The following is a 26,151-nucleotide window of genomic DNA, read 5'->3' on the forward strand; positions in this document are numbered from 1 at the left end:
TTGACGAGTCAACTTCTGGGAGGGTTCATGCGGACATTGCTGCGGAACGGGACTGTCGTCAGCCTCGACCCGGCGGTGGGGGATCTCCGGCGCGGAGACGTGCTGATCGAGGACGGGCGGATCGCGGCGGTAGGCCCGGCGATCGACGCCGACGCCGAGATCGTGGACGCGACCGGCAAGATCGTCCTGCCGGGATTCGTGGACACCCACCGGCACACCTGGCAGACCGCGTTCCGCGGGCTCGGCGCGGACTGGACGTTCGACGAGTACCGCGCGGCCATGCACGGCACGCTCCGGCCGCACTATCGGCCGGAGGACGTGTATCTCGGCAACCTGCTGGGGCGGCTCGAAGCGCTCAACTCCGGCGTGACGACGATGCTCGACTGGTTCCACTGCTCCGACCGGCCGGAGAACGCCGACGCGGCGATCGACGCGCTCCAGGAGGCGCCGGGCCGGTCGGTCTTTTGTTACTGCGCGGCGGAACCCAGCGACGTCACCAGGGTGCGGAAACGGTTGCCGGGCGACGAAATGGCGTTCGGGCTGCGCGGGCCGATGCTGACCACAATGGACACCACGGCGGCCGATGTCGCGTTGGCGCGGGAACTCGGTCTCCGGGTGAGCGTGCACGTCCACGGCGCGGCCTGCGCTTCGCTTCCCGAGATGCACGAACGAAAACTGCTTGACGACCGGACGACGATAGTGCACGGCAACGGTCTCACCGACGCGCAGCTCGCGATTATCGCGGAGGCGGGGTGTTCGGTGACGATCAGCCCGGACGTCGAGGCGAAGATGGGGTTCGGGTGGCCGGAAACCGGACGGCTGCTGGCTGCCGGGATCCGGCCGTCGTTGTCCATTGACGACTGTCCGTCCGCTGGGGGTGACATGTTTTCGGCCATGCGTACGGCATTCGCCGTGCAACGCGGCCTCGACGGCAGCCTGGTCGCGCGCGATCTGCTCGAGCTCGCCACTGTGGACGGTGCGCGCGCCTGCGGGCGAGGCGACCGCGCGGGCAGCATCAGCGTTGGAAAGGACGCGGATCTGGTGCTCATCGACGCGGACGAGCTGTCCGTATTCCCGGTGAACGATCCGGTGTCCACAGTGGTCACCGCTGGACATCCGGGAGTGGTGGACAGCGTCTTCGTCGGGGGAACGGCGGTCAAGCGCGATGGCCGGTTGCTGGGGGTGGAGTTGCCGAAGCTCCGGGCCCGGCTGCTGGAATCGCGGGACCGGATCGCGGCGGCCGCGGGATTGGCGCTCGGATGAAAATTCTGGAGACGGAACGCTTGGCGTTGCGGCGGTTCACCGAAGCCGACCTGGACAATCTCGTCGAACTCGACAGCGACCCGCGCGTGATGCGGTTCCTCACCGGCAAGCCGACGCCGCGCACCGAGATCGAGCAGAAGGTGCTGCCCGCCGTCCTCGGCGACTACGAGCGCGGACCAGCCGGGCGGTGGGCGGCGATCGAGCGCGCGAGCGGCGAGTTCCTCGGCTGGATTGCCCTGCAACCGCCGGACGACGGCAGCACGACGGAGCTGGAACTCGGCTACCGGCTGCGGGCGAAAGCATGGGGCAAGGGCTACGCGACCGAAGGGGCCCGGGCGGCGATCCACCAAGGATTCGCCGAGTGGGGCACGCGACGGGTGTGGGCGCAGACGATGGCGGTGAACACCCCGTCGCGGCGGGTGCTGGAGCGGGCCGGACTGAAGCATGTCCGCACGTTTCACCTCCACTTCGACGATCCGCTGCCGGGCACGGAGCACGGTGAGGTCGAGTACGAGCTGACCCGGGACGCGTGGGTCCGAGGCTGAACTGGTCGCATCCGCGAACCGGACAGGACTCGTGCTCCGTTGTCCATGCCGCCGGGCGAGCGAGGCTCTGGCACTGGCCGTCGAGATCGGCGACGACTGGCTGGTCGAACGGGCGGGTTCCGGACTCGGGTACGTGCATTTCCGGCGAGGCGAGGATGAGCTGTCGCTCGCCTGTTTCGGCCAATCGCGCGAAGTCGCCGTCTCGACCGGAAATCCGGCGATGTTGGGCCGGGTTTCGAGCCACATCGGCAGTGTGCGATTGCACTTGGGCCGGTCGATGGAAGCGGCGGAACCCTTGCGTGAGGCGGTGGAGCTGGCCGAACGGGTCGACGACCGACTGCTGCTGGTGAGTTCGCTTTCGCGGCTCGGTACGGCGGAACAGGAATTGGGAGGTCTGGATCTGGCGATTTCGCATCATCTGCGGGGCGCTGGGTGCGCTGACGGACCGGATGTCGCCGTGGGCGGAGATCGAGGTCCGGAACCGGCTGGGTGCCTGCCAGCAGGCGCGGGGCGAGGAAGCGGCGGTGCGGGAACAGTTCGAGCTCGCTGCCGGGGTGAAGACGAAACCGGGCCGGGTTGGCTGGTCTGCCAGCCAACCCGGCCCGGTTTCGGGTCCATTCAGGACTCGCGGATCGCTTCGATCTCGAGGGCGAGTTCGATTTCCTTCGAGACCAGCAATCCTCCCGATTCCAGCACCATGTTCCACCCCAGTCCCCAATCCTCGCGGTTGATCTTTCCGCGAGCGGAGAACACCGCGCGATCGTTTCCCCACGGATCGCGCGCGTGGCCGAGATACTCCACGGCGAGGGTGACCGGCCGCGTAACGTCCTTGATGGTCAGGTCTCCGACCATGGTCGCTTCATTGCCGGTGGCGGTCACCGAGGTGGAGGCGAACGTGGCCCGCGGATGCCGTTCCACGTCGAAGAAATCGCCGGAACGGAGATGGTCGTCCCGGGTCTGGTCGCCACTGTCCACAGTGGCCATTTCGATGACCGCGCGCACGGTGGTGTCTTCGATCTTCTCGCCGATTTCCACCGTGGCGTCCACGCCGGTGAACCGGCCGCGGACTTTGGTGAGCAGGAAATGCCTTCCCACGAAACCGACCTCGGCGTGTCCGGGGTCGACCTTCCAGATTCCCGCGGCGGGAAGTTCCGTTCCGCCGACCACGCGGGTTGCCTCTGTCATGGCGTTTCCGTCCTTTGCTTTCACTTGCCGGATTCGGTCGGCAGCCCGGCCGCGATCCAGTCGGCTTTGCCCTCGTCGTAGTCGAAGACCCGGGTGTACCCGAGTTCCGCCAGGTGTTTCGCGACGGTGGCCGAGTTCTGGCAGGGCGAGTCGGCGCAGTAGACGATCACCGCGGAGTCCTTGTCCGGCAGCAGGATCGGCGCGAGTTCTTCGACGTCGTCGACCGGCAGGTTGAGCGCGCCGGGGAGATGCGCTTTCGCGTAGTAGCCGACGGGCAGTGCCTCGACGACGATCGCCGATCCAGCGTCGATCCGCTTCTTGACCTCGTCGCGCGTGATGGGTTCGACCATCGGGGTCTCCTTCACGGGATTTAAGTGCGTACGCACGCACTCTACTCATTAGGTGCGCCCGCACGCAATGGACTACCCTGGGGCCGTGAGCGACCCGAAGATCGGCCTGGACGCCTGGCGGGCCATGCTGCTCGCGCACAGCGCCGCGCTGCGAGCCATCGAAACCGACGTGCAGCGGGGTGGGACGGTGCCCCTGACCTGGTACGACGTCCTGCTGGAACTGAACGCGGCGGGCAAGAAGGGCCTCCGGATGGCGGAGGTCGCCGATCGCGTGGTGCTCAGCCGGACGCGGGTGAGCCGGCTGGTCGACGAGATGGTGCGTGCGGGGCTGGTGACGAAGCGCCCGGAACCGGACGACCGCCGAGTCAGCTGGGCAGTGATCACCGACGAGGGCGTCCGTGCGCTGCGCAAGACCGCGCCGGTCTACCTGAAGAGCATCGAGCGGCATTTCTCGGCGCACATCAGCGACGAGGAGGCCGCGGTGCTGGGGAAGGCGTTGCAGCGGGTCGCTGAAGGCGGGAAGGACGTGCGCCCGGCCTAGCGAACGACTTCGCGACCGCCACGAGGGTGCTTCGAGACGGCTTCCGGGACGCGATCAGCCCGGGGTACGCGATCCCGGAAGACCTGGGCCACGGCTAAGGGCGGCCGTATCTGACCGCGGTGATGGATTTCGTGCGCAGAATCGCGCCGGAAATAAATAAGGTGAAGAGATGTGCCCTCGGCAGGACTGCCCAAGGATGGGAACGGGGCTGACCAGGAGGTTCTCGCCGGGACGTTGGTGGTGGAGGCCACCTTCGGACTCAGGTCCGCGAGGAGTTCGTCGTGAGTGCCAATTCGCGAACGGTGGCGCAGTTTGTCACGGTCACCATGGGATCAGTCGTTGGACTCACGTTCACGTTCGGCTTCGGGAATGTCTTGACTTTGGCGCTGAAGCTGCAGGTTCCAGTGTTCGTGGCCCCGCTGGTGGCGCCCGCTGTCGACCTGACCGTCCTTGGGTTGCTGGTGGGTACGCGGCATCTGGCGTTGTCGGGCGTTGGCGACGACGTGCTGCGCCCGGCGCGTCGCCTGCTGCTGGCCGCGAGTGTGGTGACTCTGCTGTTGAATGTCGCTGATCCGGTATGTGCTGGTCAATGGGGCAGAGCAGCGTTCGACTCGGTAGGCCCGCTGCTCCTGGTCGGCTGGGCTGAGGCTGGCCCCGGCCTGCTTCGGGCGTTGAGCGCTGCCAGCACCGGTGCCGGATCAGCGTGGTTGCCCGGGTCTTGCGCTGTGGGCCACCGGGATGAAGGCGTGGAGCGGGCGATGTGCGAGCCGTTGGCGCCGGACAGCCGGGAGCGGCTGGGGGCCGCGGCCGGGGGCGCTGGTGATCTTGACGGGGAGTTGGTGGAGCGGGCCCGTCGGGCCGATGCTGAGCACTGGCGACTGCACAGGCGTCCGATTTCTGCGGAGACGTTGCGGAAGGAGCTTCGAGTCGGGGCGACGACATCGCGGGCATTGGTGGCGATGGTTCGTCTGGGGAACGCGTCGGCACTGGGGAAAGGGTATGCGGGCGACGCGCACGGTGCTTAGGTGTCGCCTGCCGGGACCTCACCTCAACCATCGCTAGAGCTCAAAGTGCCGAACCGGGGCCAATTCGGCTTGCCGAAATGACCGGCACGTTCGCTTCGACCGTGCGTCGACCTGGCAGGGAGGGATAGCGTTGGGCATAGTGACCCGAGCTTGCCGGCAGGGTGGCGGCGGTGAGGAAGTGATCGTGATGCGCTCGGAGGAATCGTCGTTGCCCGCGCGGCGTCCGTGATGCGGGCCCGAGCGTTCCTGCATCCGGCGCTGTTCTACCGGGGTGCCGCCGAGTTCTTGGCGGGCGTCGTCCCGTTCGTCCGGGACGGGCTGGCCGCGGACGAGCCAGCAGCGGTCGCCGCGCCGCCGGAGCACGTGGACCTGGTGCGGGCCGAGCTGGGTGCGGACGCGGATCGGGCGCTGCTGGTCGACATGACCGAGGCAGGCCGCAACCCGGGGCGGATCATTCCGGGCGTGCTGCGCGCGTTCGCCGACGCGCATCCGGACGAGCATGTGCGGATCGTCGGGGAGCCGGTCTGGGCGGGCCGGTCGTCGGCGGAGTATCCGGCGTGCGCTCAGCACGAGGCGTTGATCAACCTGGCTTTCCATGGCCGGTGGGCGACCATCCTGTGTCCTTACGACGCCGAAGCGCTGGGCGCGACCGAGCTGGCGGATGCTCTCCGGACGCATCCCTGGCTGATCGAGGGCGCGGGGGAGTGGCGCGAGAGCGGCGATTACGCGCCCGACGCGGTGGTCGCCGACTACAACCGTGAGCTGCCGCCGCCGCTCGGCGCGCGGTCCTTTGCCGTCGCCGAACCCGATCTTGGCGACCTCCGTCTGGTGACGGCAGAGACGGCGCGGCGGCACGGCCTGCCCGAGGACCGGGTCGAGGACGCGGTGATGGCGGTGTCGGAGCTGGCGGTCAACAGCGTGGAGCACGGCAGCGGATCCGCGGTGGTGCGGCTGGGGTTCGCGGACGGCGAACTGGTGTGCCAGGTCCGGGACGAGGGGTGGCTGGCGGATCCGATGGCCGGCCGCCTCCCGGCTCCGCCGGACCAGGTCCGCGGCCGCGGATTGCTGCTGGTGAACCATCTCGCGGACCTGGTGCGGATGCACTCCGACCCGGCCGGGTCGACGGTCGAGGCCCGGTTCGCCGCCGGGTGACCGAGGGTCGCGGGCGGCTGTGCGTGCCTGCCGGAGGACGGCACCCGGACCGGACTGGTGAAGGCTGTGCGGGCGACCGCGGCGGCTGGCGACATCGGGAAAGCGGCCGGGGCGCTGCGCGACGGGGGCTCGCTGACCCTCCGATCGAAACGGTCTTCGTCCTCGGCGTCGACGCCGAGTCCCGGCTGTCGTCTCCCGCGTCGTCCGGGCGAAGGGACGCCCGCTCTCGGATCCGGGTCAGTCACGAGAAGAAACCCGGCCAGGGCCACCGGAATTGATTCTTGTGCTTTTCGGCTGCGGCGGGTTCACCGCTGAATACCGGGGGAGAAGAGGTCTGAAGCCCGGCATGGAACAGACCTGGGGCGGCCGTGAGCGGCGGGCAAGCCGGGTCCGTGGTCGCGGGCGGAGCCGGTCGGTTCTCCCGGACGGCGGGCGAGCGGTCCCCGCGCTCAGCGACCGGTGGTCGGCAGGGTGAGGACCTGACCGGTGTCTCCGGTGCTCACCGTGACAGGCGCCGCGACCAGGCCCGCCCGGTAGTTGAGGTCGCCGCTGGCGAGCATGACGCGGATCGCGTGCCCGGCCGGGAACTGGTGCACGACGGCGGGCAGTGTGATGCGCGCGGACTTGGCCGGATCGGACAGCCGGACCGGGGCGATCAGGTTGTGCACGAGGCTTTCCGTGCCGTCCGGCGCCACGTCGTACAGCTTGGCGAACAGCACGAGCTGGCCGGCTGGACCGAGCGTGCTGCTGACCGCCGTGGTGGGCGCCTGCACCTTCACCTCGAGCTGCGGCTCGCCGACCACTTCGAGTGGCGCGGCCAGTGGGCGGCCGGTCCAGGAAGCGTAAGTCCCAGGGAGATTCTCGTCGGGCGGCAGGTTCGGCGAAAACGCGTCGATTCCGGACGAACTGGTCGGGAATCCGGCCGGGGGTGTGAGGAAGCTTTGTGCCCCGGCCCGGACACCGCTCGGATCGGTGACCAGGTCGCCGCTGCCGGAGAGGAAGAACTTCATGCCCGTGCCCACCGGGTAGGCGGGGGCGCTGCCGTAGGCCGGGGTGGCGATGCCGGTGTAGTCGATCCAGTCGCGGAAATAGGCGAATCCGGGGTATGCGTCCGGCTGGCCGCCGCGCAAGTACTGGTTGAACCAGCTGGTCACGCGGGCGGCTTCGTACTGGGCGGCCGGGTCCGGGCCGGCGAGGTCCAGCTCGCCGGGCGCGGGGGTGGCACCGGAGTGACCCCAGGACTGCCAGATCATCTTCACCGGCGTGCCCTGGGCCCTGAGCGCTCGGTACGTGGCGGCCGCCTCGTTGAGGTTGAACAGCGTGTCGTTCTCGCCCTGCGCCAGCAGGACCGGAACGCGGATCCGGTTGACGTAGGCGGACACCGACGCATGCCGCGTCAGCGCGAGCGTGTCCGGTGTCGGATAGCCCAGCGTCCCGGACGCCGCGAGGTCCGCGCAGATGTCAGTGGTGAAGTTGGGGCAGCCGATCACCCTCGACGGGTCGCTGGTGAAGCCCGTCGCGCTGTCCAAGACCGCGCCCTCGGTGAAGAACAGCAGCGGCCAGGTCAGCTTGGTGACCCCGGGGGTGGCCGAGGTGACGCCAGTGCGGAGATCGGTGTTGTTCGGGGCCAGCGAGTAGGACAGGTCGTTCCAGGTGATCAGCGGGACGAGGGTGTCGATCCTCGGGTCGACCGAAGCGGCCGCGAACTGCACCTCGCCGCCGTAGGAACCGCCGATCATGCCGACCCGGGGATCCGCGGCGTCAGTCCGGCCGGCGTGGTCCACCGGATCGCGCACCACGTAGTCGGCGCCCGCGACCGGCTGCGCGTGTGCCGCATCCGCGTAGGCGATCCCGTCGGCGCCGCCGAGGAAGCTCACCAGCTGGCTCGCGGCCTGCCCGTCCCAATCCGGGTCGTCCAGTGTGATCTTGCAGCCCGAACCGCCGAAGCCGAGGCCGGAATAGGACAATACCGCGTAATCGTGCGCGGCGAAGTATCGCGCGATTCCGGCCTGATCGTCCTTGGACCCGCCGAACCCGTTGGTGGTGAGGATGGACGGCACGCGGTGGCCCGGACCGGCGTCGGCTGGCGTGTACAGGTCGCCGACGATGTCGCAGCGCTGCACCCCGCCGGGCCCGACCAGCACGTCGAAGTGCAGGGTGCGCACGGTGTACGCCCCGGCCCCGGCCCCGGCCGTAGCGTCAGCCACTCCCGAAGGTGCGGTCAACAGCACTGCTGCCGCGATCAGGGCCACTCGGCGCGCACACGACGTCATCAGAAGACCTCCCGAAATGCGGTCCATGCCCGCTGTTAGGCAACGAGCTTCGACAGATTCGGTGACGCACGTCATAGTCGTCGCCGAGTTCCCTCTCCTTTGTCAGGCCGTCTGGCATCGAGGCTGGAGGAAACCATGCGGAACTCCGAGAACCGGCTGTCCAAGACGACGGTGTTCGCCGCGGCGGTCCTCCTGGCAGTGGCGGCACCGGCAGCGGCGAGCCGTCATCGGGCGGAGGCGGCCGGCTCCGCTTTCGCCACCGGTCAGTTGCAGGTGCAGAACGCGGGTGCGAGCGGGTGCGGCGCCAACGCGGCCGGCGAGCCGTCGATCCACGTGTCGAAGGCCGGTCTGGTGGGGCTCAGCTCCGAGAACGGCCTCGGCGGCGGCAGCCAGTACTGGCAGGGCCCGAGCACCGCGGCCGCGTGCGGGCTGACCTACGCGGGCCAGCCCAACGCGATCGGCGGCATCGGCCTGTCGGGCGGGGACACCGACAGCGCTTTCGCACCGGAGAAATCCGCCGCCGGCACCTACCGGATCTACGTCGCGAGCCTGAACCTCGCCTCGGTCAACGTCGCGGTGTCCGACGACAACGGCCGCACTTTCAGCCAAACCCCGGTCCAGGCCGGCTTGCCGCTCGACGACCGGGAATGGATCGCCGCCTACGGCGCCGACACCTCGCTGCTGACCTACCACGACATCCTCACCAACAACATCGATGTACTTCGCTCCGACAACGGCGGCACTCTCTACACGCACGTCGCCCGCGTAATCCCGGACACCGACTACAAAGCAATGAACAACGAACTCGGCAACCTGGCGATCGACCACCGCAATGCCTCTCCGGTGTCCGGCGGCTTCTGGGCCTACCAATCGTTCGTCGCGCCCAGCTCATCCTCCGGCAGCGAGTTCAACGAAGCGTTCCTCGGCGTCTCCGCCGACGGCGGGCACACCTGGACCAGCAAACCGATCCCCTGCACGACGGCCTTCGGCGCAGCCGGGCTGGGCCACAACTTCCCCAACGTCTCGGTCGCACCGAACGGCACCCTGTCCTACGTCGTCTCCAACGACACCGCCGTCTACGTCGCCACCTCGGCCGACCACGGCGACACCTGGAGCTGTTCCGGTCCGGTAAGCACTTCCAAGCGGGCTGTCTTTCCCTGGCACGTCGCCACCAGCGCGGGCACCGACCTCGTCTACTACGGCACCCCCGACGGGCAGACCTGGTACGTCTACTTCGCGCAGAACACCGGCAGCGGCTGGTCGACCACCCAGGTTGTCCCCGTGCACAAGGGTGCCATCTGCGAGGGCGGCGTCAGCTGCACCGGAGGCCGTCAGCTGCTCGACGACTTCGGCGTCGACACCGACCAAAACGGGTTCGCGCACATCGCCTACACCCAGGACAGCCCCGCCCTCGGCGGCTCGGGCAGCGCCACCGGCTACGCCGTGCAGACCGCAGGGACACCGGCGGGCTACCCGAACTGATCGATCGGGGCAGATCGCCGACGCGGACGTCGCAGTGCCGGATCGGTGCGGCGCGCCGCGGCAGCGCGAGGATGCGGGCGTCGAGCAGCGGCTTCGTCACGTAGGCGCCGGCACCGGCAATCCTCCGGCGGGGCCGGGCGAGGCGGTGCTCTTACCCGCCGCTGCCCGGACCCGGACCGTGGTGCCGCCGGCCGGGCGTGGTGGTCGGGCAACTGGGGCCGCACGCAGCGGTGGGTTGCGGGCTCGTCGGCTGGTCGGACGTGGTCGGCGCGGCGGTGGTGGAGGGCGTGGTTGCCGGGGCGGTCGTCGGCGTGTCCGGTGTGGTCTGGTTCGAGGTGGCCGGCGCCGGGTTGCCGGTCGTGGCCGGGGCGGCGGTGCCCGCGGGGGCGGGCGGGAAGTCGCGCGCGGGCTGCCCGGCGAGGTAGGCGTTCATGAAGTCCTGCCAGATGTAACCGGGTTCTTCGCGTCCGTAGACGTCGTAGCCGTGATCGGAGCCGATGCCGTTGTGGTAGTTGCCGTAGATCGGTGCGGGCTGCTGGGTGTTGCCGAACCAGACGGCGGTGACGTTTTGCGGGGTGTAGCCGACCATCCAGGCTTCCGAGTTGTGCCCGGTGTTGTTGAATTGGGCCGTTCCGGTTTTGGCCGCGTTCGGGCGGCCGCCTCGCAAGCCGTCGCCGGACGACGAGGCGACGTCGGTCATCGACGCGGTGACGGTGTGCGCGATCGCGGCGCTGGCGGCGGGGTCGGAGCCGAATGCCGGAACGGCCGCGGTGTCGAACCGGTACAGCTGGCTTCCGGTCCCGTCCGTCACTTTCGTGACGAAGTGCGCCGGGAGGTACTTCCCGTCGTTCGCGAAGGTGGCGTAGCCCTGGGCTTGGTCGATCGGCCGGACCGGGTACTGGCCGATCGAGATCCCGAGCTGGGTGCTGCCGGTTCCGTTGCCGGTGACCGGGTCGTCTTGCTGGAGCGAGTCGAAGGCGGACCCCAGCGAGGAAGTGATGCGTTTCGGGATTCCCGCGTCCCAGGCGGCTTGCCGCACGTTGTTGACTCCGGCCTGCGCGCCCATGCGGTAGAAGACGGTGTTGACGGACTTGGTCATGGCGTCCTTGACGGTGATCCGGCTGGCGCCCTCGCCGTCGGAGTTGTGCACCAATTGCCCGTCGATGGTCTGGTTGTCGCTGCCGTCGTAGACGGTGTTCAGCCCGATGCGGCCCGGGTCGGTGCGCAGGCCGGCGGCGAGGACATAGGGCTTGAACGAGGAACCGGGCTGTTGCGGGGTTCTGGCCAGATCGTAGGAGGTCGAGCCGTCCCCTCCGTAGTACGCCACGATCCCGCCGGTGGACGGGTCGACCGAAACCAGTGCGGCGCCTTCGTGCGGATAGCCGCGGTCGGCTGAGGTGATCTTCGCGACCGCGTGTTCGGCGTCGGTCTGCGCGGGGGGCTGGATCGAGGTGTAGATCTTGGCTCTGGACCGGGACAACGCCTGTTCCGGGAGGCCCTTCTTGGCCAGCTCGTCGAACACCGCGGCGACGATGTACTGGCGGGTGGGGGAAAGGGCCGGGCCGGATCCCGCGCTCGTCTGGGCGATCGGCGCCGGAAAGGCGGCCGAGTCGTATTCCGCCTGGCTGAGCCAGTGGTTGGCGAGCATCCGCCCCAGCACGTAGCGGTAGCGCTGTTGCTCGTAGGCGGGCTTGTCCGCGTAGGACGGCAGCTGGACCATCCCGGCCAGCAGCGCGGCCTGTTCGTTGGTGAGCTTGCTGACGTCTTCCCCGTAGAACGCTTTGGCCGCCGCCTTGATCCCGTACGCGCCGCGTCCGAAGTAGACGGTGTTCAGGTAGGCGGTCAGGATGTCCTGTTTGGAATAGGTGTTCGTCATCTTGTAGGACTCGACCATCTCGGCCATCTTGCGGGCGAGCGTCGGCTGGTCGTTGCCGGTGGCCTTCTTGACGTACTCCTGCCCGATGGTGGAGCCGCCGCCGGTGCCGCCGTTGAGCCGGTTCCAGACCGTGCGCACGATCGCGTTGAGGTCGAAGCCCGAGTTGGTCATGAAGGTCTCGTCCTCGGCGGCCATCTGCGCGTTCTTCATCGACTGCGGGATCTGGTCCCAGGTGGCCAGCTGGCGATTGCCTGCGGTTCCGGTCTTGGTGTACATCACGGAGCCGTCCGCGTAGTACAGGGTGACCGGCTGGTTGAGCGCGGCGGCGAGCGCTGTCGGATCGGGCACCCGCACGAACTGGTACGCGACGACGAAGGCGATGACCGGGCCGAGCAGGCACACGCCGGCCAGGACGTAGAGGCCGCGCCGGATGCGCCGCCAGAGCTTCTTCCGCGGCACTCGCGGCCGGGCGGGCCCGCTCGGCGGCGGCGGGTTGCGTGGGCCGGCCGGCCTGGGCCGGGCGGCCGGCAGCGGGGGCGGGGCGGGCAGCCGATGCGTGAGCAGTTCCGGCTCCGGCTGGTTGCGCGGATCCGCGGGCCGCCCCGGCCCGGCCGACCGCCGGGGCGGGATCGGCCCCGGGTGGCGGCCGCGGGGCCAGTGCGGCGGCTCGCCGGGCGGGTACGGGCGGTTCACGAGCGGTTCTCCGGCACCGCGGCGAAGGCGTCCCCTCGGGCTCGACGTGGTCGTGTTCCCGCTGCCGGGAACACGAGGAGGTGAGGGCCGGGCGCGGGGAGAGAGGGCATGGGCTCGATTCCTGACGGTCAACGCTTCTACATTATTGTAGAAGTCGTGCTTGTGTGTTCCGCGTGACCGCGAGACGAATGCCAGGTCCGGAGTGCGGCGAGGAGGTCCGGTGTATCGCGGGAAACGGGTGAGCCGGGCGGCGGCGCTGGGCGGTGCGCTGCTTCTGCTGGCCGGGTGCGCCTCGTCCGGACCGACGCCGTACCCGCGGGCGCACCCGTCGGCAGCCGCCGCTGCTCCGGCAAGCCTTCCCCGGCCGGACCACGTCGTCGTGGCGATCTTCGAGAACGAGGGCGAGACCGAGGTCGACGGGGCGGCCGGCGCTCCCTATCTCTCCTCGCTCGCGGCAGCGGGGGCGAGCCTGTCCGATTCGCACGGCATCGCGCATCCCAGCCAGCCGAACTACGTGGCGTTGTTCTCCGGCTCTCCGCAGGGCGTCGCCGACGATTCCTGCCCGCGGGACCTCGGTGCGCGGCCCAACCTGGCGAGCCAGTTGACCGATGCCGGATTCCGGTTCGCCGCGTTCGCGGAAGGCATGCCGCGCGACGGATTCGCCGGGTGTTCCTCGGCTGACGGCGCCTACCGTCGCAAACACAACCCCTTGCCCGATTTCAGCAACGTGCCGCCCAGCGCGAACCGGACCTATCGGCATTTCCCCGCCGATTACTCGACGCTGCCCACGGTGTCGTTCGTGATCCCCGACATGTGCCACGACATGCACGATTGCCCGGTTTCCGCGGGAGACGGCTGGGCGGCCGGGAATCTGTCCGGATACGCCCGGTGGGCGCAGGCGCACAACAGCCTCCTCATCGTGACCTTCGACGAGGACACCGGGACCCCCGCCAATCGGATCCCGACGATCCTGTCCGGGCCGATGGTGCGCACGACGCGCAGCGCCCAGCCGATCGACCACTACAGCGTTCTTCGCACCGTCGAGGACATGTACGGCCTGGCACCGCTCGGAGAGGCCGCTTCCGCCCGGCCGATCACCGGCGTCTGGAAGCGGTGAGCCCCGGGCGTTTCCAGGACCGGGACGAATCCCGGGCGGTGCCCGGAGACGGTCCGCCGTCCGGCGACAGCAGCCGGGCGGCGGCGTCCGGCAGGTACCCTCGTGGTGCTCGCGGCCGGCGAGCCGAGCGGGCGCGCGGGCGGGGCCGTGCCGCGAGAACGGACTGAGGAGGACCATGCCCGGCGGAGACGGATCGCGGGCACGGCGCGCGGCGGGCGCGCTGGAGTCGGAAGTGATGGCCGCGCTGTGGGCTGCTCCGGCGCCGCTGTCCGGTGCGGCGGTGCACGAGGCGGTGGGGACGGATCTCTCGTACAAGACGGTGCTGACCGTGCTGACCAGATTGCACGAGAAGGGCCTGGCCGAACGGGCGGCATCGGGGCGCGGGCACGTGTACTCGCCGCGGCGGGCGCATGCCGAGCTCACTGCCGAACGGATGAACGTGGCGTTGCGCGAGGCCCGGGACCGGGGGGCCGCGTTGCAGAAGTTCGTGACGACCCTCGGGCCCGAGGACGCGGCGGCGCTGCGCGAGATGCTCGACGAGGGCGATCGTCCCCAGGGCGGCCGGCGGTGAGAGTCGACGTGTATCTGGCTTTGCTGCTTCCGGTGCTGGCGGTGCGCGGCCTTCCGCTGGCGGGCAGGCGGCTGGCGCCGCCTGCCGCGGTGCGCCTTCTTTGCGCGGTGGCGACCGCGGTCGGCGCGGGGACTCTGTGGGGATTGGTCATGGTCGCCGGTGCGGGGTTGAGCCATCTCGGGGAGATTCTCGAGCATTCGCCGATCTCGGCGGCCCAGTTGCGCCGGCTGGACCCGGTGCCGCGGATCGCCGGCCTGGTCGCGGCCGTGCTGCTCGCGGCGATCGTGGTCCGGGTGGCCAGTGCGCTGTACCGCCGCGGCCGGGTGCGGCGGGCGATGAACGGCGTCGTCGCCGGCGCGCGCGGCGAGCTGGTGGTGTTCACCGATCCCAGTCCGCACGCCTATGCCGTCGCGGGCGGCATCGGCCGGCCTGGCCGGATCGTGGTCTCCGACGGCATGCTGCGGGCGCTCGACGCCGAGGAGCGCCGCGTGCTGCTGGCCCACGAGCGCGCGCATCTCGCGCACCGGCACCATCGGTATCAGGCGGTCGCGGCCGTCGCGGTCGCGATCAATCCGGTCCTGATCCGCCTGCGCGGCCAAATCGCGTTTCAGCTCGAGCGCTGGGCGGACGAAGATGCCGCGACCGCGGTGGCCGACCGTGAACTCGCCGCGCGGTCGCTGGCCCGGGCGGCGCTGGCCGCCGTCCCGCCCGCCCCGCCCGCGCTCGCGTTCAGCGACCGCGGAGTCGGGGGCCGCGTCCGCGCTCTGCGAAGCGCTCCGACTGTGACGCGCCCGCTGTCGCTGCTGCCCACTGTGGCCGTGCTCGGTGCGGGCGTCGCGGTCCTGGCGGACGCCACCATCGCGTTCCTGCGGGTCGCCGGCGCGGTGCTCGGCTGACTGCCGGTTGCGAGCCTTTCCGCTCGCTCTTCCTACAAGCTGTAGGATCACCGGTCTGTGCCGTATCCGCTTTCCGCCGGAAGGACCAGCCAAGCCCGTGCCGTGGAATCTCGCCCTGTTCTGGGACATCAATCAGCTGGCCGCTCGCACCGGGTGGGCGCATCCGTTCATGGCCGCCTTCGCGTTGTGGGGCGGCCCGGTGATTCTCGTGCTGCTGCTGGCTCTGGGGTGGTGGACGCGCCGCGGCCGTGGCGGCGCCGCCCGCGCGCTGGCGGCGGCGGTGCTGACCGGAGTCGCGACCCTCGTCTCGCTGGGTCTGAACCAGTTTTTCGCCGCGCTGCACCAGGAGGTTCGCCCGTTCCTGGCTCTGCGCGGCGTCACTGTGCTGCTGAGCCATTCGGCGGACAACTCCTTCCCCAGCGATCACGCGGCGCTCGGCGCGGCACTGGCGGTGGGCGTTCTCGTGTTCGCGCGCGGCTGGGGGGTGCTCGCGTGCGCGGTCGCCGTATTCCTTGCCTTCTCGCGGGTGTACGCCGGGATGCACTACCCGCTCGACGTCCTGGCCGGGCTTGCCATCGGTGCGGTCGCCGCGTTGCTGCTCGTGCCGACGCTCGCCGGGCTGCTGGGCAGGCTCGTGCAGCGACGGATGCCGAACGTGCTGCGCCCGCTTCTTCTCGGCGTCGAGGCTCCGGCAGCGGGCGCGGCGGTGGAATGACGGCGGCGGTCAGCACTGCCCGCGGCGGGCCCCGGCCAGCAATGCCGGAGTCACGGCGGGCGGCGCCGCGCCGATGGCCGGACGGCCGCTCGGCGCGGCCGCCAGCAGCTGGAGCGCCCGGCGGGCATCGGGATTCGGGGTCACGTCGCTGAAGTCGCTGCCCAGCGCGAGATCGACGCTGCTGCCGGTCCGGCGATCGCGCACAAGTTGGGCACACGGTACGGCCAGGCTGAGAGTCCTGGCTGCCGCGGTGCCTGCCGGACCGAAGCGGATCTGGCCGAAACACCGCAAGTCGCCGGCCGGGTGCAACGGGTCGTCGGCAGGGGGCGACGCCTGCGGGAAACCGAGCTGGGCGAGTTCGCCCGCGGCGAGTCCGGCGCTTCCGCGCTGGCCGCTGCCGTTGAGCACGGTCACCGGACTGGCGGCGGCGGGCGCGGGAGCGACGCCGTCCAGCGCGTCGTAGGGCAGCGCGGCCAACGTCTGCGGCGCGGTGCCGGCGGCCGGGGGAGGACAGGCGACCAAGGCGGTGGCATCCGCGGCGCGCTGCAGTGTCGTGACCCAGACCGCGATCGCGGCGAGTATGAGGACGCTCAGCGCGGCGATTCCGGCGAAGGGCTTTCGCCGCCGGTAGCGCAGCGGATCGCGTCGTCCCGTCAAGGTCCGCATCGATCCCTTCCCGTCGTCTGGTTCGGCGCGGTCAGCCCGAAGCGGGCAAGCCTCATCCTACAACGTGTAGGATGAGGGCCAGGTCCCGCGACGAGCGCGGTGTCGTTCGCCGCGGGCCGGGCTCCGGCGCGGCGACGAGCGGCCGGGCGTCAGCGGTCCACTGTGGATTGGGGTTGCGCGATGGCACTCGGCTCGCGAAGACGCGCAGGCGCGAAACCGTTGTTCGGCCGCGTGGATCCCTACTGCTGGTTCGCCGTGCTCGGCCTCGTGGCCATCGCCGGGGTCGGGGTCGTCGCCCGCAGCGTAGTGATGACGATCATTTTTCTCGTTCTCGCGGCGGGCCTGGTGACGTTCGACGCGTGGGTCAACCGGCCGGAGCCGACGCGCCGCCCGGGACCGCCGCCGGTCGCGTCTCCGCGGGGGCGCAGGCCGGAAAGCCTTGGGCCGCAAGACCGGAGCCGCGCGGCGCCGCCCCGTCCGGCGGTTCCCAGGCCGCCCCAGCGGTTCGCCGCGCCGCCTCCGCGCGGCGAACGACTCCAGCGTCCGCAGCGTCCCCGTCGGATGCCGGACGGGCGATGAGCGCGGGCCGCGCGCGCGGAGTCAGGGATGCCGTTCGTGTCGCCGGACGGGAATCGGTTTTCGGCGTCCAGGACGGAAATGCTCTCATGGACTACACGAAGTCGGTCATCCGCGACCATCCGTCCGAAGCCGTCGTGGCAAAAGTGCGGCAGCCCTCGCGGCGGAGAGGTTCGGAGTCCTGATCGACGTGGCAGCGACGATCAAGGCGAAACTGGACGAGACCGTGCCCCCTCAGTTGATTCTCGGGGCCTCCAACCCGCAGCTGGCTCGCCGCAGATCGAGCCGCGGATCGGCGTGCCGCTGCCGTGCAATGTCGTGGTCAAAGCGCTCGACCCGGCAGTGATGGTCACGGTGCCCGGCCGTCAGGATCTGCGGCCTGTCACCGACGAAGCCGGGCAACGGTTGCACGCGGCCCTGGCCGCGGTGAGCACCGGTTAAACCGGGGGCGGGCCTTTCGCCGCCCCGGCGCTGTCGTCGCGCGGTCGCGCGGAGCGCCGCCGCCACAGCAGCGCTGCTGTCGCGGCGAGGAAAACGACCAGGGAAGTCCAGTCGTTGAGGCGCAGGCCGAGGAAGTGGTTCGCGTGGTCGACGCGCAGCGCTTCGACCCAGGCGCGTCCGACGGTGTATGCGGCCACGTACAGCGCGAACAGCTTGCCGGTGCGGAGGTCGAAGCGCTTGTCCGCCCAGAGCAACAGCACCGCGACGCCGACGTCCCAGAGGCATTCGTAAAGAAATGTCGGGTGGTACAGCCCGATGCCGGGGGTGTCGGGCGGGCGGTGCGCCGGATCGATGCGCAATGCCCAGGGCAAGGTGGTCGGAGCGCCGTAGAGTTCTTGGTTGAAGTAGTTGCCCCAGCGCCCGATGGCTTGCGCGAGGACCAGCCCGGGAGCGAGGGCGTCGGCGAACTCCAGCAGGCTGATTCCCCGCCGGCGGCAGGCGATCCAGGCGCCGAGGGCGCCGAGCGCTACGGCTCCCCAGATTCCGAGGCCGCCGTCCCAGATGTAGAGCGCCCGGACCGGATCGCGGCCGGGGGCGAAGTACAGTTCCGGGTCGGTGATCAAGTGGTAGAGCCGTCCGCCGACGATGCCGAACGGGACCGCCCAGATCGCGATGTCGAGCACGTCGTCGGGGTTGTGCCCGCGGGCGCGCCAGCGTCGCCGGGCGAGCCAGACGGCGACGACGATCCCGGCGATGATGCACAAAGCGTAGGCGCGGATCGGAACCGGTCCGAGGTGCCAGACGCCTTGCGGCGGGCTGGGCAGGGACGTCGTGACCATTGCGGACGGCCCTCCTCGGAGCTGAATTCTCTCGGTGGGAGAACTATAGATCACGGACCTGGAAGTCTTCTCCGCGGTGCTCGCTGTGTGCACCTGCGGTGCCGGACAAGCGCGTGCGGAGAAAACCTCAGTGATGTTGGACCACGCATGCGTGGTCCAGATCGTTCTTTCGCAGAATGATTCCCGGTCCTTGCGGCGGCACGGTGCCGCAGCGTCGGCTGCGACCGAACGTCAGTTTCCGGTCGGGTGGGCGTCCTCGCGGTCGCGGCGGCTGTCACGCTCCGAGGGACGACAGCGGCGAGACGCCGGCACTGGCCGGTGGTGCTCCGCCCCGGAGGACGATGGCGAAAAAGTCGCGTTGATCGGCGGTCAGGTAGCGGTCCGCCGAGCCGGGCATGGCAGGCAGCAGCTTCCGCGGCGAGCTGCCGGGCCGGTCGGGCCGGTAGGCGTTGAACGCGACCATTCCCGGGTGGATGTCCAGTTCCATGCCGCGCACGATTCCGGCCTGGACCATGGCCCCGGCGAGCGTCCGCAGGGTCAGTTTGTCGCCGGCCACGTAAAGGAGATTCCCGGCCCGGTCGGTGCCGAGCCCGGAACGCCAGGTGTACTGGAACTGGTTGCTGGCGCTGCCCCAGCGGCCGACGGCGTTCGCCCGCAGCCCGGGGACGGCGCTTCCGTTGTCGACGACCAGAGCGAGGTTCTGCCGTACCGCGCGGACGGCGGGGGACATGGTCGCGTCGCGGCCCCATTGCGCGATCGATATCCGGCCGGACCGGTCGATGACGACCGAAGCGGCGCCGTCCTTGAGCGGACGGGCAGTGCGGCCGTCCGCGTAGAACCCGCCCGCGGTGTCTTTGAACTTGAATCCGGCATTGAACGTGGCCAGCAGCGCCGGGCGCACGCCGGACGGCACCCGCGCACCCTCCGGCCAGCCGGAACCGCCCGGCTCCTTGGTGCCCGCGATGAGGGAGGCGCGCACCAGCGACTGGTTGATCCACGCGACGCCGGCGACCACGCTGGCGTGCGCGGGATCCGGCCGGATGAAGGTCGTGTAGTCGGCGACCGGGCCGCCCGCCGTACTCGCTCCCGGGGTCCAGCGTCCTTCTCCGGGCAGCCGGGGGAGTTGTGCCGGGAGATCGGCGGGCCGGGGGCCGGCGCCGAGGCTGGGGAGAGGCGGCGGCGCGGTCGGGAGCGACCCGGCGGGCGGGGGTGCGGCGGAGGGCGGATGCCTGGTGTACCACCAATTCTCGACGGTGTTGACGACGCCGCCGAGCCCGATCTCGCGCAGCCAATCGACAGTGCGGACCGCGAACGACGCCGCACCGGGATAGGTGAGGGCTCGGGTGTAGCTGCCGATCGGGTAGGCGAGCACCGCGACGACCAGCACCAGAATTAGCTTGCGCCGCGGGCGTTTGGGTCTGGGCATCGGTGTGCCGGCAGTGGCCATGACCCGACCGTAGGCCCGGTTGAGCGGGCAATAGGACAGCGTTCGGCAAGCGGAATGCAAAACGCGGCCGCGAAATGGGTGCGCGCTGTGAAAATGCTGAGAATTCGTTCAGCGAATGGTGTGTCGCGGTTATGCTCGGCAGATGAGGCCGAGTGCCTGCATTCGCGAATGCGTGGCGCGGGCCGGTGTTCGACGGTGGAGCAGCATCATCGCTATCGGCATTCTCGCGCTGGGCATGATCACGGCCGGCGTCGCCGTGCTGGCGTTGCTGAACCGCTCGCTCGTGTCGGGCGCCACCGATACCGCGTCGGCCAAAGCCCGGAATGTCGCCGCCGCGCTCGCCGCGGGCGGCCCGGTCGCTGAACCGGCGCTCACGGCGACGCCCGGGGAAACGGCGGCCGTGCAGATTCTCGACGCCGGCGGGCGGGTGGTGCGGTCGAGTGCCGAACTGGCCGGCGAGCCGCCGATCCTGACCGGCCTGCCGCCGGCCGGCGGCGAGGCGGTCGCCACCGTCGCGTTGCCGTTGGGGCAGAACAATGCCGAATACCGGGTGGTGGCGGTCAGCTCCGCCGGCTACACCGTGGTCGCGGCCCAGTCGCTCGAAGGCGCCCGGACGGCCGTCGCGCGCCTGGCGGTATTGCTGGTCGCCGCTGCGGTTCCGTTGCTCGCCTTGGCGTGGCTGGCGGTCCACCTGGCGCTGGGAGCCGCGCTGGGACCGGTGGAGGCGATGCGCCGTACCGTCGCCGAGGTCTCGATGACAGACCTGGCGGTCCGGGTCCCCGTCCCGCGCGCGCAGGATGAGATCCAGCGCCTGGCCAGCACGCTCAATGCGATGCTGGCGCGGCTGGCCTCCGCGCAGGCAGCGCAGCGCCGGTTCGTCGCCGACGCCAGCCATGAGTTGCGTTCCCCGCTGTCGACGATCACGGCGACACTGGATTTGGCGGCGCGGCATCCGGGACGGATCACCATGGCGGAGCTCGTTGACATCAACGGCGCCGAGGCTGCCCGGCTGGGCGAGCTGGTGGACGACCTGCTGGTGCTCGCGCGCACGGACGACGGCAGTGACGCACCGCCCGCCGCCGACGTCGATCTGGACGATGTGGTCCGGGCCGAAGCCATCCGGCTGAAGTCGATCGGCGGGCTCACGATCGAGGCCCGGGTACGGCCGGCGCGGATCCGCGGCAATGCGGCACAGGTCGCGCGCGCTGTCCGCAATCTGACCGAGAATGCCCGCGAGCACGCGGAAAGCACCGTGCGGCTGGTTTGCCGGCGAGAGGGCCGGCTGGCGGTGGTCGAGGTGTCCGACGACGGCGCGGGCGTTCCGGCCGCGGAGCGGTCGCACGTGTTCGGCCGGTTCGTCCGGCTGGACGCGGAACGCGACCGGGGCCATGGGGGAGCAGGGCTCGGGTTGGCGATAGTCGCGGGAATCGCCGCGCGCCACGGCGGTCGCGCCCAGTGCCTCGCACCGCCGCCCGGTCGGCACGGCGCCTTCTTCAGAGTCGAATTCCCGGCCGCCGAGGAGGACCCGGGAGCCGCCGCCGCGCGGGTCGCGGACGAGACACCGGACTGAGCGAGAGGTCGAGACTATGCGTGTTCTGCTCGTGGAGGACGAACCGCGGCTGGCCGAATCCGTGCGCCGCAACCTGGTCGCGGACGGATTCGCGGTGGATGTGGCCGGCACCGGGCCCGACGGGTTGTGGGCGGCCAGGGAGCGTCCGTACGACATCGTGGTGCTGGACATCATGGTGCCCGGGCTGTCCGGCTACCGCGTGCTCGAGACGTTGCGCGCGGAGGGCAACTGGGTGCCGGTGGTCATGCTCACCGCCAAGGACGGCGAATACGACGAGGCGGACGCTTTCGACCTCGGCGCGGACGACTACCTGACCAAGCCGTTCTCCTATGTGGTTCTGCTGGCCCGGCTGCGCGCGCTGCTCCGCCGCGGTGCGCCGGCCCGCCCCAGCGTGCTGCGGGCAGGCGACCTGGTCCTCGATCCGGCGCGGCGTTCGGTGCGGCGAGCGGAGACGGAGATCGCTTTGACCCCAAGGGAATTCAGTCTCCTGGAGTACCTGATGCGCCGGCCGGGCGAGGCGCTGACGAAGCCGGACATCCTCGCCCACGTGTGGGACGCGCAGTACGACGGCGACGACAACGTGGTGGAGGTCTATGTCGGGTACCTCCGCCGGAAAATCGATGTTCCCTTCGGCAGGCAGACCATCGAGACGCTGCGCGGGATCGGCTACCGGCTGATCGACGACTCGCGGATCTGAGTCGCCGACGGTGTTTTCTCAGCTTCGTTCAGCGTGTGGCCAGCGTCCGCGTGCCAGCCTGCGGCAACGGTGCCCGGTAGCGGTCGCCGAAGTCACGACAGCAGGAGGAATCATGACGGGACGAGCACGATTGGCCGCGGGCGCGGCAGCGGCGGCGCTGCTGGCCGCCATGCTGGGCACAGCGGTCGCGTCCGCGGCCCCCAGCGCGCCGGCACCGGCCGCTGCGCCCGTTGCTCAGGTGCAACAGGCTGCGGCAGAGCCGCAGGCGGCGCCGGAGCAGCCGGGCGCGGAGGGGCCCGAAGCGACCGCCGAGCCGCACGGCGGCGCGGCGGAGGCCGACGGCCCGGGCGGGCATCAGGATCCCGCGGGCAATGCGGATCACCAGTTCCAGGGCCAGGAGTAGGCGTTCGGGCATCGCGCTGACCCCGTGCGGAGCGTGCGCACGGGGTCAGCGGCGACGGAGCGGGTGCCTGCCGGTCGACCTGGGCCGGCGGCAGCCGCTGTACGGCGCCGGATCAGGCATCGGCTGCCGTGCCGTCAGCGCCTACGCCGTGGGCGGGACAGCCGCTGCCGCCGGAGTTCGGCCAGGCCGGGCACCTCGAGCGGGCGCAACGGTGTGCCCACGGCCCAGCTCAAGAGCAGGTCGGCCAGCTCCGGGTTGCGCGCGAGCGCGGGTCCGTGCAGGTAGGTGCCGACGACGCGGCCCTGGACGGCTCCGTCGAAGCCGTCGCCGTTCCCGGTGCCGTGCTCGACCCGGCCGAGGGGTTGTGCCGCTGGGCCGAGCGTGGTGTGGCCTTGGTGATTTTCGAAGCCGGTCAACGCTTCCGTGAGCAAAGACGGAACGGGGCGAGTGCGGATCTCCCCGACCGCCCGGTCGCGGGCCGGTGCGGTGACGAGATCGAGCACGCCGATGCCGGTCCGGACCCGCCCGTGTCCGGTCGTGAATTCCCGTCCGAGCACCTGAAGCCCGGCGCACACGGCGAGCAGCGGCGCTCCCCGGCCGACGGCGCGGGCGAAGCCGGGTTGCCGGGCGAGGAAGTCGGCGGCCAGCGACTGCGCGGAGTCTTCGCCGCCGCCGATGACGTACAGGTCGAGCGAGTCGGCGACCTCGTCGTCGACGGTGATCGGGATGACCGCGGCGGGGAATCCCCGCCACTGCAGGCGTCGCTGGAGGATTTCGGCGTTCCCGCAATCCCCGTAGGTGCCCAGCAGATCGGGCAGCAACAGCCCGATGCGGACCGCGGACTCACCGGGCATGCGCCAGCCTCGCCGCCGCGTCGCGGAACGCCGTGTAGTTGCCGACCAGTTCGACCGGCCCGGGCGGGAGCGCCGCGACCGCGGCGAGCGGATCCGGCACGACGCGATGTGCGACTTCCGCGTAGCTCAGCCGGACCGACAGGTCCATGGCCCGGTCGCCCGAAGCGACGATCCGCCGTCCTCGCAATGCGCCGAACGCGACGTCCCACAACCATGACGGGTCTGTCCCGTCGGCTTCGCGCGCGTTGACCGCCAGCACGGCGGGGCTGGCGCCCGGCGCGAGAATCCGCAGCGTTTCCGCCCAGCCGGCCGGGTTCTTGGCCAGCAGCAAGCGAACCCGGCGTTCCCGGTAGCCGACGACGCGGTACCGGCCGTCGACTTGGTCGACCGCGCCGGCGGCGGCCGCGGCGGCGTCCAGCGGCACGCCGAGCGACGCCGCGGCCACGGCGGCGAAGGCGAGGTTGCCGGCGTTGGCCCGTCCGGGCAAGGCGGGAGCCAAGCGGACCCGCAATCCCTTCCGGTGCACGAGTTCGCCGTCGTCCAGGACCCAGGCGGGTTCCGGGCGGGCGAAGCCGCAGAAACACCGCCAGCCGCCAAATGCTTCGCGCACCGCGCTCCCGCAGCGCGGGCAGGACGCGCTGTCGCCTCGCCAGGAGTTGCCTGCCGAAAGCCACACCGGATTCGCGGCAGCCATCGCCGCGGAGGCGGCAAGGGGGTCGTCGCAGTTGGCGATGACCATTGTGGACGGACCGGCGGCGAAGGCGGCGCGCAGGACATTCTCGGTGCGCCGGACCTCGCCGGTCCGGTCGAGCTGGTCGCGGCTGAGGTTCAGCAGGACGACCGCGGCCGGGGTCGTTTCGGCCAGCACGGCGGGGAGGTGGTTTTCGTCGACCTCGAGTGCCGCGTACCGGGCCGTCGGGCTGGCGGCCAGCGCCGCGACCAGGCCGTCGGGCATGTTCGCGCCGCTGGCGTTGCACGCGACTCCGCCGAACGGCCGCAGCGCGGCGGCGAGCAGGCAGGTCGTGGTGGACTTGCCGTTCGTCCCGGTGACCAGCACCACCTCCCGGTCCCGGCACAGATGGGCCAGCGCCGCCGGCTGGAGCGCCAAGCTGACCCGGCCTCCGATGATGCCGCCGCGGCCGAGGCCGGCGGCGCGGGAGGCCCGGGCGGCCGCGTTGCCGGCGGCGACCGCCGCCCTCGTCCGGACCGGGAGGGACGGCCGGGTTCCGCGGCTGGGCCGATTCAGGACCGTCATAGTCGCCACGGTAGGAACGCGCGGGGAGAAAACCGTCAAGGCAGAGGTTAGCGCAACGCAAAACCTGGCTGGTTCACCCGGGAGAGGCCGCCCGTACCGGCCTTCCGGCGGGAATCCGATGGCTAAGCTCGGGGCATGGCGGAGCTGCTGGTGGTCGAGGACGACGACACGATCGGGCGGACCCTGCAGACGAGCCTGCACCAGCACGGCCATCGGGTGGCGTGGCACCGGTCCGCCCGGGCGGCCCTGCGCGAAGCGCGGCTGCACGAGTTCGAACTGGCTTTGCTCGACCTCGGCCTGCCGGACCTGGACGGGGTCGAATTGTGCCGGGAACTGCGAGTCGTCCAGCCGGGCTGCGTGCTGGTGATTCTCACCGCGCGGCAGGAAGAGATGGACGTCGTCGTCGGACTGGAGGCCGGTGCCGACGACTACCTGACGAAGCCGGTCCGGCTCACCGAACTGCACGCCCGGATCCGGGCGCATCTGCGCCGGGGCGCGGCGCCGGCGGACAACCGGGCCGTCCTCGCGGTCGGGCCGCTCCAGGTCGACCGGGCGGCTCGCCGGGCGACCGTGTCCGGACACGAGATTCCGTTGCGGGCCAAGGAATTCGACCTGCTCGCGCGGCTGGCGGCCGAACCCGGGGCGGCGGTCAGCCGCACGACGCTGATGGCCGACGTGTGGGACGCGCACTGGTTCGGCTCCACCAAGACCCTCGACGTCCACGTCGCCGCGCTGCGGCGCAAGCTCGAGGACGCGGCCGGGCCGGCGGAGGCTCCCGCCATCACGACTCTGCGCGGCCACGGCTATCGGCTCGAACAGCCCCAAGCCGACCGCGATCCGGACGGCTGAGCACCCCGCCGGACCCGTCCGCGTCACGCGGCGAGGCCGGCGAGCCGGATCTGCCGTTGCTGCCAGGCGGTGTAGCCGATCAACGCGACCAGGACCGATCCGAGCAGGACCGAGGCTCCGACGGTGCCGTAGCCCATCCCGCCCGCGGAGACCGGTTTGCTGACGAAGTCGCCCGCCGACGCGCCCAGCGGCCGGGTCAGGACGAAAGCGATCCAGAACAGCAGGGTCCGCGAGATCGGGGTCGTCCGCATCGCCAGGAGCGCGAGCAGCAGGACCGCGGTGATCACCAGGGCGGTGCCGCCGAAGCCGAGGCCGGAATCGTCGGCGAGGAAGTCCCCGAGCGACGTGCCGAGCGTGTTGGAGAGCAGGATCGCCGTCCAGTACAGCAATTCGCCCTTGAACGTGGCGATGGTCTGCACGTCGAACGAGTAGCCGGTGGACTTCCAGATCGCGAACACGGCGAGCAGCGCGGTCACCAGGACCAGCGCGCCGGCGGCGTAGCCGAGGCCCGCGGTCCGGTTCATGAAGTCGGACATCGTCGTTCCGGCTGTGCTGGTGGCGAGGATGACCGTCCAGTAGAGCGCCGGGCGGAAGGTCTTCACCGCCAGCTGGGTCGCCAGGCTGGCGACGAAGACCGTGACGAGGATGGCCGAGCTTGCCAGGTAACCGACGCGCAGGGTCTGGGCGAGCAGATCGCCGGCGGTCTCGCCGAGCGTCGTGGCCGCGATCTTCATGATCCAGAAGACCGCGGTGATCGGGGGAAGCTTGTTCATGATCGTCAGTGAAGCGTGCCGCCGGCCGGTTTCGCCGGTGCGTCAGCCCATCCGGTGACGGGTTCGGAGCGAGATTTTGCCGTGGTCTAACGAAATT

The 26,151-nt window shown here is 70.6% G+C and carries 26 protein-coding genes; 16 read left to right on the forward strand and 10 right to left on the reverse strand.

What is annotated here, in order from left to right:
* Nucleotides 1-27: 27 nt before the first annotated feature.
* Both L942_RS27075 and L942_RS27080 read left to right on the forward strand, forming a co-directional pair.
* Nucleotides 28-1,263, forward strand: coding sequence for an amidohydrolase family protein (locus L942_RS27075; protein WP_037365757.1), 1,236 nt, complete (start codon nucleotides 28-30; stop codon nucleotides 1,261-1,263).
* Nucleotides 1,260-1,808, forward strand: a complete 549-nt coding sequence (locus tag L942_RS27080; RefSeq protein WP_037365758.1) for a GNAT family N-acetyltransferase — start codon at nucleotides 1,260-1,262, stop codon at nucleotides 1,806-1,808. Before L942_RS27075 ends, L942_RS27080 begins: the two co-directional genes overlap by 4 nt.
* Before the next feature lie 618 nt (nucleotides 1,809-2,426).
* On the opposite strand, the gene L942_RS27085 is transcribed toward L942_RS27080, so the two are convergent.
* Nucleotides 2,427-2,993, reverse strand: a complete 567-nt coding sequence (locus tag L942_RS27085; RefSeq protein WP_037365760.1) for a YceI family protein — start codon at nucleotides 2,991-2,993, stop codon at nucleotides 2,427-2,429.
* A gap of 20 nt (nucleotides 2,994-3,013) precedes the next feature.
* Complete coding sequence (locus tag L942_RS27090; RefSeq protein WP_037365762.1) at nucleotides 3,014-3,343, reverse strand: rhodanese-like domain-containing protein; 330 nt, start codon at nucleotides 3,341-3,343, stop codon at nucleotides 3,014-3,016.
* A gap of 85 nt (nucleotides 3,344-3,428) precedes the next feature.
* On the opposite strand from L942_RS27090, the gene L942_RS27095 reads away from it, so the two are divergent.
* The 3 genes from L942_RS27095 (at nucleotide 3,429) to L942_RS27105 (ending at nucleotide 6,061) form a co-directional block, all read left to right on the forward strand.
* The gene (locus L942_RS27095; RefSeq protein ID WP_235079421.1) at nucleotides 3,429-3,884 is read left to right on the forward strand and encodes a MarR family winged helix-turn-helix transcriptional regulator; all 456 of its coding nucleotides are present in this window, start codon (nucleotides 3,429-3,431) and stop codon (nucleotides 3,882-3,884) included.
* 281 nt (nucleotides 3,885-4,165) lie between these two features.
* On the forward strand, nucleotides 4,166-4,909 hold the full coding sequence (locus L942_RS27100; RefSeq protein WP_081655249.1) for a hypothetical protein: 744 nt from the start codon (nucleotides 4,166-4,168) through the stop codon (nucleotides 4,907-4,909).
* Between the two features lie 228 nt (nucleotides 4,910-5,137).
* Nucleotides 5,138-6,061, forward strand: coding sequence for a sensor histidine kinase (locus L942_RS27105; RefSeq protein WP_037365766.1), 924 nt, complete (start codon nucleotides 5,138-5,140; stop codon nucleotides 6,059-6,061).
* A 449-nt stretch (nucleotides 6,062-6,510) separates the two neighbouring features.
* Here the strand turns inward: L942_RS27105 and L942_RS27110 are convergent, their stop codons facing one another.
* Nucleotides 6,511-8,268, reverse strand: a complete 1,758-nt coding sequence (locus L942_RS27110; protein ID WP_235079424.1) for a CocE/NonD family hydrolase — start codon at nucleotides 8,266-8,268, stop codon at nucleotides 6,511-6,513.
* A 201-nt stretch (nucleotides 8,269-8,469) separates the two neighbouring features.
* Between L942_RS27110 and L942_RS27115 the strand changes: the two genes are divergently transcribed.
* The gene (locus L942_RS27115; RefSeq protein ID WP_037365768.1) at nucleotides 8,470-9,816 is read left to right on the forward strand and encodes a hypothetical protein; all 1,347 of its coding nucleotides are present in this window, start codon (nucleotides 8,470-8,472) and stop codon (nucleotides 9,814-9,816) included.
* A gap of 151 nt (nucleotides 9,817-9,967) precedes the next feature.
* Here the strand turns inward: L942_RS27115 and L942_RS27120 are convergent, their stop codons facing one another.
* Nucleotides 9,968-12,385, reverse strand: a complete 2,418-nt coding sequence (locus L942_RS27120; RefSeq protein ID WP_143271427.1) for a transglycosylase domain-containing protein — start codon at nucleotides 12,383-12,385, stop codon at nucleotides 9,968-9,970.
* A gap of 220 nt (nucleotides 12,386-12,605) precedes the next feature.
* On the opposite strand from L942_RS27120, the gene L942_RS27125 reads away from it, so the two are divergent.
* The 4 genes from L942_RS27125 to L942_RS27140 all read left to right on the forward strand — a co-directional run bounded on the left by L942_RS27125 (nucleotide 12,606) and on the right by L942_RS27140 (nucleotide 15,684).
* Nucleotides 12,606-13,502: an alkaline phosphatase family protein gene (locus tag L942_RS27125; RefSeq protein WP_037365770.1), complete on the forward strand. Its 897-nt coding sequence runs from the start codon at nucleotides 12,606-12,608 to the stop codon at nucleotides 13,500-13,502.
* A 175-nt stretch (nucleotides 13,503-13,677) separates the two neighbouring features.
* Entirely contained in the window at nucleotides 13,678-14,073 is a 396-nt protein-coding gene (locus L942_RS27130; protein ID WP_037365772.1) for a BlaI/MecI/CopY family transcriptional regulator, read from the forward strand.
* Nucleotides 14,070-14,969 (forward strand): M48 family metalloprotease, encoded by a 900-nt coding sequence (locus L942_RS27135; protein WP_037365774.1) that lies wholly within the window; start codon nucleotides 14,070-14,072, stop codon nucleotides 14,967-14,969. Before L942_RS27130 ends, L942_RS27135 begins: the two co-directional genes overlap by 4 nt.
* 97 nt (nucleotides 14,970-15,066) lie before the next feature.
* Nucleotides 15,067-15,684 (forward strand): phosphatase PAP2 family protein, encoded by a 618-nt coding sequence (locus tag L942_RS27140; RefSeq protein ID WP_037365777.1) that lies wholly within the window; start codon nucleotides 15,067-15,069, stop codon nucleotides 15,682-15,684.
* A gap of 9 nt (nucleotides 15,685-15,693) precedes the next feature.
* On the opposite strand, the gene cei is transcribed toward L942_RS27140, so the two are convergent.
* Nucleotides 15,694-16,350 (reverse strand): envelope integrity protein Cei, encoded by a 657-nt coding sequence (gene cei, locus L942_RS27145; protein ID WP_051166272.1) that lies wholly within the window; start codon nucleotides 16,348-16,350, stop codon nucleotides 15,694-15,696.
* Nucleotides 16,351-17,152: 802 nt separating this feature from the next.
* On the opposite strand from cei, the gene L942_RS45565 reads away from it, so the two are divergent.
* Nucleotides 17,153-17,272 (forward strand): hypothetical protein, encoded by a 120-nt coding sequence (locus tag L942_RS45565; protein ID WP_235079431.1) that lies wholly within the window; start codon nucleotides 17,153-17,155, stop codon nucleotides 17,270-17,272.
* Nucleotides 17,224-17,367 carry a hypothetical protein gene (locus tag L942_RS45570; protein WP_235079432.1) on the forward strand — a complete coding sequence of 48 codons (144 nt, stop codon included), beginning with the start codon at nucleotides 17,224-17,226 and terminating at the stop codon, nucleotides 17,365-17,367. Before L942_RS45565 ends, L942_RS45570 begins: the two co-directional genes overlap by 49 nt.
* Here L942_RS45570 and lgt read toward each other — a convergent pair.
* A complete protein-coding gene (gene lgt / locus L942_RS27155; RefSeq protein WP_051166273.1) occupies nucleotides 17,364-18,206 on the reverse strand; it encodes a prolipoprotein diacylglyceryl transferase in 843 nt (280 codons plus the stop codon). The genes L942_RS45570 and lgt overlap by 4 nt on opposite strands.
* A gap of 274 nt (nucleotides 18,207-18,480) precedes the next feature.
* On the reverse strand, nucleotides 18,481-19,653 hold the full coding sequence (locus L942_RS45025) for a phosphodiester glycosidase family protein (RefSeq protein WP_183123838.1): 1,173 nt from the start codon (nucleotides 19,651-19,653) through the stop codon (nucleotides 18,481-18,483).
* 142 nt (nucleotides 19,654-19,795) lie between these two features.
* Here L942_RS45025 and L942_RS27165 point away from each other — a divergent pair, with 142 nt between their 5' ends.
* The 3 genes from L942_RS27165 (at nucleotide 19,796) to L942_RS27175 (ending at nucleotide 22,323) form a co-directional block, all read left to right on the forward strand.
* The gene (locus L942_RS27165) at nucleotides 19,796-21,223 is read left to right on the forward strand and encodes a HAMP domain-containing sensor histidine kinase (protein ID WP_051166275.1); all 1,428 of its coding nucleotides are present in this window, start codon (nucleotides 19,796-19,798) and stop codon (nucleotides 21,221-21,223) included.
* 16 nt (nucleotides 21,224-21,239) lie between these two features.
* Nucleotides 21,240-21,920 carry a response regulator transcription factor gene (locus L942_RS27170; RefSeq protein WP_037365780.1) on the forward strand — a complete coding sequence of 227 codons (681 nt, stop codon included), beginning with the start codon at nucleotides 21,240-21,242 and terminating at the stop codon, nucleotides 21,918-21,920.
* Nucleotides 21,921-22,032: 112 nt separating this feature from the next.
* Entirely contained in the window at nucleotides 22,033-22,323 is a 291-nt protein-coding gene (locus L942_RS27175; protein WP_143271428.1) for a hypothetical protein, read from the forward strand.
* 134 nt (nucleotides 22,324-22,457) lie between these two features.
* Here L942_RS27175 and L942_RS27180 read toward each other — a convergent pair whose 3' ends face one another.
* Nucleotides 22,458-23,177, reverse strand: a complete 720-nt coding sequence (locus L942_RS27180; RefSeq protein WP_037365785.1) for a type 1 glutamine amidotransferase — start codon at nucleotides 23,175-23,177, stop codon at nucleotides 22,458-22,460.
* Nucleotides 23,167-24,432, reverse strand: coding sequence for a MurT ligase domain-containing protein (locus L942_RS27185; protein ID WP_037365787.1), 1,266 nt, complete (start codon nucleotides 24,430-24,432; stop codon nucleotides 23,167-23,169). The genes L942_RS27180 and L942_RS27185 overlap by 11 nt, the downstream gene beginning before the upstream one ends.
* A 135-nt stretch (nucleotides 24,433-24,567) precedes the next feature.
* Here L942_RS27185 and L942_RS27190 point away from each other — a divergent pair, with 135 nt between their 5' ends.
* Nucleotides 24,568-25,281, forward strand: coding sequence for a response regulator transcription factor (locus tag L942_RS27190; RefSeq protein WP_037365789.1), 714 nt, complete (start codon nucleotides 24,568-24,570; stop codon nucleotides 25,279-25,281).
* A gap of 23 nt (nucleotides 25,282-25,304) precedes the next feature.
* On the opposite strand, the gene L942_RS27195 is transcribed toward L942_RS27190, so the two are convergent.
* The gene (locus tag L942_RS27195; protein WP_037365790.1) at nucleotides 25,305-26,054 is read right to left on the reverse strand and encodes a COG4705 family protein; all 750 of its coding nucleotides are present in this window, start codon (nucleotides 26,052-26,054) and stop codon (nucleotides 25,305-25,307) included.
* Between the last annotated feature and the right edge of the window lie 97 nt (nucleotides 26,055-26,151).

It is taken from the genome of Amycolatopsis orientalis DSM 43388, from assembly GCF_000411975.1.
GTDB classification, from domain to species: domain Bacteria; phylum Actinomycetota; class Actinomycetes; order Mycobacteriales; family Pseudonocardiaceae; genus Amycolatopsis; species Amycolatopsis orientalis_D.

Coding starts and splice junctions, on each gene's coding strand:
- L942_RS27075 (WP_037365757.1), top strand. CDS start 28: ATGCGGACATTGCTGCGGAACGGGACTGTCGTCAGCCTCGACCCGGCG.
- L942_RS27080 (WP_037365758.1), top strand. CDS start 1,260: ATGAAAATTCTGGAGACGGAACGCTTGGCGTTGCGGCGGTTCACCGAA.
- L942_RS27085 (WP_037365760.1), bottom strand. CDS start 2,993: ATGACAGAGGCAACCCGCGTGGTCGGCGGAACGGAACTTCCCGCCGCG.
- L942_RS27090 (WP_037365762.1), bottom strand. CDS start 3,343: ATGGTCGAACCCATCACGCGCGACGAGGTCAAGAAGCGGATCGACGCT.
- L942_RS27105 (WP_037365766.1), top strand. CDS start 5,138: ATGCGGGCCCGAGCGTTCCTGCATCCGGCGCTGTTCTACCGGGGTGCC.
- L942_RS27115 (WP_037365768.1), top strand. CDS start 8,470: ATGCGGAACTCCGAGAACCGGCTGTCCAAGACGACGGTGTTCGCCGCG.
- L942_RS27130 (WP_037365772.1), top strand. CDS start 13,678: ATGCCCGGCGGAGACGGATCGCGGGCACGGCGCGCGGCGGGCGCGCTG.
- cei (WP_051166272.1), bottom strand. CDS start 16,350: ATGCGGACCTTGACGGGACGACGCGATCCGCTGCGCTACCGGCGGCGA.
- lgt (WP_051166273.1), bottom strand. CDS start 18,206: ATGGTCACGACGTCCCTGCCCAGCCCGCCGCAAGGCGTCTGGCACCTC.
- L942_RS45025 (WP_183123838.1), bottom strand. CDS start 19,653: ATGGCCACTGCCGGCACACCGATGCCCAGACCCAAACGCCCGCGGCGC.
- L942_RS27165 (WP_051166275.1), top strand. CDS start 19,796: ATGAGGCCGAGTGCCTGCATTCGCGAATGCGTGGCGCGGGCCGGTGTT.
- L942_RS27170 (WP_037365780.1), top strand. CDS start 21,240: ATGCGTGTTCTGCTCGTGGAGGACGAACCGCGGCTGGCCGAATCCGTG.
- L942_RS27175 (WP_143271428.1), top strand. CDS start 22,033: ATGACGGGACGAGCACGATTGGCCGCGGGCGCGGCAGCGGCGGCGCTG.
- L942_RS27180 (WP_037365785.1), bottom strand. CDS start 23,177: ATGCCCGGTGAGTCCGCGGTCCGCATCGGGCTGTTGCTGCCCGATCTG.
- L942_RS27185 (WP_037365787.1), bottom strand. CDS start 24,432: ATGACGGTCCTGAATCGGCCCAGCCGCGGAACCCGGCCGTCCCTCCCG.
- L942_RS27190 (WP_037365789.1), top strand. CDS start 24,568: ATGGCGGAGCTGCTGGTGGTCGAGGACGACGACACGATCGGGCGGACC.
- L942_RS27195 (WP_037365790.1), bottom strand. CDS start 26,054: ATGAACAAGCTTCCCCCGATCACCGCGGTCTTCTGGATCATGAAGATC.